This is a genomic window from Micromonospora sp. NPDC047753, from assembly GCF_040642735.1.
GTDB lineage: Bacteria > Actinomycetota > Actinomycetes > Mycobacteriales > Micromonosporaceae > Micromonospora.
Genome location: NZ_JBEYSL010000639.1, coordinates 1 through 3,279, shown reverse-complemented (window position 1 = coordinate 3,279; position 3,279 = coordinate 1). Strand labels below are relative to the sequence as shown.

The 3,279-nt window shown below is 68.3% G+C and carries 5 protein-coding genes and 1 pseudogene; 4 read left to right on the top strand and 2 right to left on the bottom strand.

The features are described from left to right. Positions 1-403 precede the first annotated feature (403 nt). Entirely contained in the window at positions 404-970 is a 567-nt protein-coding gene (locus tag ABZ749_RS32400; protein ID WP_357234569.1) for a DUF3592 domain-containing protein, read from the bottom strand. 52 nt (positions 971-1,022) lie between these two features. Here ABZ749_RS32400 and ABZ749_RS32395 point away from each other — a divergent pair, with 52 nt between their 5' ends. Then, the gene (locus tag ABZ749_RS32395) at positions 1,023-1,781 is read left to right on the top strand and encodes a class I SAM-dependent methyltransferase (protein WP_357234572.1); all 759 of its coding nucleotides are present in this window, start codon (positions 1,023-1,025) and stop codon (positions 1,779-1,781) included. 57 nt (positions 1,782-1,838) lie between these two features. Further along, on the top strand, positions 1,839-2,168 hold the full coding sequence (locus tag ABZ749_RS32390) for a hypothetical protein (RefSeq protein WP_357234566.1): 330 nt from the start codon (positions 1,839-1,841) through the stop codon (positions 2,166-2,168). Between the two features lie 43 nt (positions 2,169-2,211). Here the strand turns inward: ABZ749_RS32390 and ABZ749_RS32385 are convergent, their stop codons facing one another. Further along, positions 2,212-2,586 (bottom strand): VOC family protein, encoded by a 375-nt coding sequence (locus ABZ749_RS32385; RefSeq protein WP_357234563.1) that lies wholly within the window; start codon positions 2,584-2,586, stop codon positions 2,212-2,214. A 114-nt stretch (positions 2,587-2,700) separates the two neighbouring features. Here ABZ749_RS32385 and ABZ749_RS32380 point away from each other — a divergent pair, with 114 nt between their 5' ends. Both ABZ749_RS32380 and ABZ749_RS32375 read left to right on the top strand, forming a co-directional pair. Then, the gene (locus tag ABZ749_RS32380; protein WP_357234560.1) at positions 2,701-3,159 is read left to right on the top strand and encodes an SRPBCC domain-containing protein; all 459 of its coding nucleotides are present in this window, start codon (positions 2,701-2,703) and stop codon (positions 3,157-3,159) included. Further along, positions 3,156-3,279 (top strand): annotated as a pseudogene (locus tag ABZ749_RS32375) (transcriptional regulator); the annotation flags it as partial. The gene ABZ749_RS32380 and the pseudogene ABZ749_RS32375, both read left to right, overlap by 4 nt.

The window sequence follows — 3,279 nt, the reverse complement described above, 5'->3', positions numbered from 1 at the left end:
GGTGGACTGCTCTTGCCGAACGTCAGCGCTTCAAAGGCCTCCATGCTTCAACTATGCATTGCAGCACAAGTTGATCAGCAAGGGCGACTCGGGTAAGCGACCAGGCAGGGCGCGGGCCATGCCTTCTGCACGGCTGTGGCACGACGCTCCATTTCACTTGAAGGGCCAGGAACGGCCGTGGGTTGGGGCGCCGATGCAGACGGGTGGCGGCCCGGATCGGAAGCAAGAGCGATGGTCAGAGCGGGAGCACTCGTGGACTACACGCTGTGCGGGGCAGTGCGCGGACCTGCGCACTTCAGATGGAAGTGAACAGCGCCCCTCTTGACGGGCGGGCCGTCGCCCTCAATGGCCTAGGGGTCAAGAGGTCGTCGGTTCGACGACAATTGCCGACCGTCGATGTCGATCACTTGACCGGACTTTGTCGCCTGCTCGGCTTGCGTTTCCTTCCGGCCCTGGCCTTCGCGAACTGTCGTCGGCGCTGGTCTCGTTGCTGCCGCTGCCACTCCTGTCGCCGGTTGCCGCGTCGTTGCTGATAGAGGTGGGCGATCACGGCCAGCACCATCCACCCGGACAGAACCAGGCCTGCCGCTCCGACCACCCCTTGCAGCCGGCCCCGATGCCCGCTGAGGATGCCGAAGTCGGTTACGAAGTCATCCGGGTCGTCGGGGTTGACCCAGATCCGCACCGTGCTGCCGGCCGCCAGGCAGACCTCCCAACAGCCAACCTCGGCCTGACGCTGGGCACCGGCGAATTCGTAGCTCAGGTGCATCGTCTTCCGCCGCTTGTGCACTAGCTCATCGACGACTGCCTGGGCTGGCACACCATGGATCCGCAGTCGGCTCTCCCAGGCGTCGGTGTCCTGAAAGGTCTTGAAGGGCAGCCACAACATGACCATCCCGACCACGAGGCCGATCGCGTAGACGGGGTAGCGGACGCGCCACCAGCTTCGCAGGATCTGCACGGTGGCCATGGTGACAGTCGATGTCGACGAGCGGCGGTACGGTGACCGGGTGACGGAACAGATGCTCCGGTCGTCCTTCGGCGCGGCGGCGACCGCGTACGCCGAACACCGCCCGGATTACGCGCAGGCCGCGGTGCGGTGGGCGCTGGAGCCCGCCCCCGGCCTACGCGTGCTCGACCTGGGGGCCGGCACCGGCAAGCTGTCCGCGACGCTGGCGGCGGTGGGCGCGGAGGTCGTGGCTGTCGAGCCCGACCCGGCGATGCTCGCCGAGCTGCGCCGTGCGGTGCCGACCGTCAGTGCCCTGCCGGGCAGCGCCGAGGCCATCCCGTTGCCGGACGGGTCCGTCGATGCCGTGCTCGCCGGCAACGCCCTGCACTGGTTCGACATGACCGTCGCGGGGCCGGAGATCGCCCGGGTCCTCGCGCCCGGCGGTGTTCTGGCCGGTCTGTGGAACATCATGGACGACCGGGTCGACTGGGTTGCCGGGCTCGAACGGGTCAGCGGGAGTGCGGCGATCGGCCCGCGTGACACGTTGAGCAGTTGGCGCGCCGCGACGGCGGGCATGCTCGTTCCGAGCCCCGGCCTGGTCGCTCGGTTCGAATCGGCGGAGCAGGTCGAGTTGCCGCACGGTCAGCGGCGTACCGCCGACTCGCTCGTCGCGACGCTCGCGACGCGGGCCGGGATGCTGGTCATGCCGGACGAGGAGCGAGAGGCCAATCTCGGCCGGATCCGGTCCTTTCTCGGGAGTCGAGCCGAAACCGCGCACGGCGAGTTCACGCTGCCGATGCTGACCGGCGTGCTGCGCGCCCGGCGACGCTGACGGCCGGCGTACCGACATCGGGGCGGGGCATTGGAAGCTGTGCTGACAGGTGCCGATGTGGCGCTGGTGGGCCTGTTTTCGGCGAAGGACAAGAAGTTCGAGAGCACACTCGATCTGCTGGCCAGCCTTGTGGAAGCCCACGGTGGCCGGGTCGTGAGCCGGCACGTGCAGCGGCGTGGAGTCTCTTCCGGCGGCGTTGGCAAGATGGCTGACCCGTTCTCGCGGCGGACGTTGCTCAGCCCCGGTAGGGCCCGCGAAATCGCCGAGGCCTGCCGGCAGCACGGGGTCGGCGTCGCGGTGTTCGCGAACCCGCTGACCGACCACCAGCGGACCGTCCTCACTGACATGTTCGGCTGTCCCGTCCTGACTGGCGAGGACCTCCGGTAGGTCAGGGATGACGATCACCCGCCAAGCGGACGATCGAAGAAACCTACTGCTCGGCCCAGGCACCCAGCTCGTTGCCGCTGGGGTCGGTGAAGTGGAACCGCCGGCCTCCGGGGAACTCGTACGGCCCGTTCACCACCTGGCCGCCGGCCTCCTTGACGGCTTGCACGGACCGGTCCAGGTCGGTGGAGTAGAGCAGCACGAGTGGGCCGCCCGCCCGAACCTCCGCGTCCAGACGGAGACCGCCGACCTCGGGCGTGGCGTCGCCGTGTGGGCTCCGGATGCCGGCGTACTCCGGCCCGTAGTCATTGAACTGCCAACCGAACGCGTCGGCGTAGAAGCGCTTGGCCACGGCGAGGTCGGTCACCGTGAGCTCGACGTAGTCGATGGCGTGGTGTCGGTCGGGCGATGGCTCAGACATGCGCCGATCGTGCACCAGGGGTACGACGAAACCCCGAAGTGCAACGAAAGGTTGCGCGATGGACGCGAGCTGTCGTAGGTTAAGTGCAACCAAAGGTTGCGAGAGGTTGTGGACATGGAACAGGGAACGATCGAACGAGACATCCACGTCAACGCGTCCCCCGAGGTCGCCTTCGAGGTGGTCAGCCAACCCGAGCACATGCGGGAGTGGTGGCCCGACGACGCGCGGTTCGAGTCCGTCGCCGGTGCGCCCGGCGAGCTGATCTGGCGCGACGCCGACACCGGCGAGACGAAGACCGTCGCGTTCGCCGTCGTCGAGGTCGACCCGCCGAAGCGGTTCTCCTTCCGGTGGTGCTTCAGCGAGCCGGACCGGAGCGGGCAGGCGCTGTTCGTCACCTTCGACCTGGTGCCCAGCGGCACCGGGACGCTGATCCGGATGACCGAGACCGGCTTCCGCGAGTTGGGTTGGGAGGTCGCCGTCCTGGAGGAGCAGTACCGCGACCACGAGAACGGTTGGGACCACTACATGCCCCGCCTGGGCGCGTACGTCGCCCGGCTGGTCGCGACACCGTGAGCGCGGTGGTCGACGACGAGTTGTGGTCGGCGATCGGCGACCCGATCCGGCGTACGATGATCGATCTTCTTCTCGCCGACGGGCCCGGCACTGCCACCTCGTTGAGCAGGCGGTTACCCG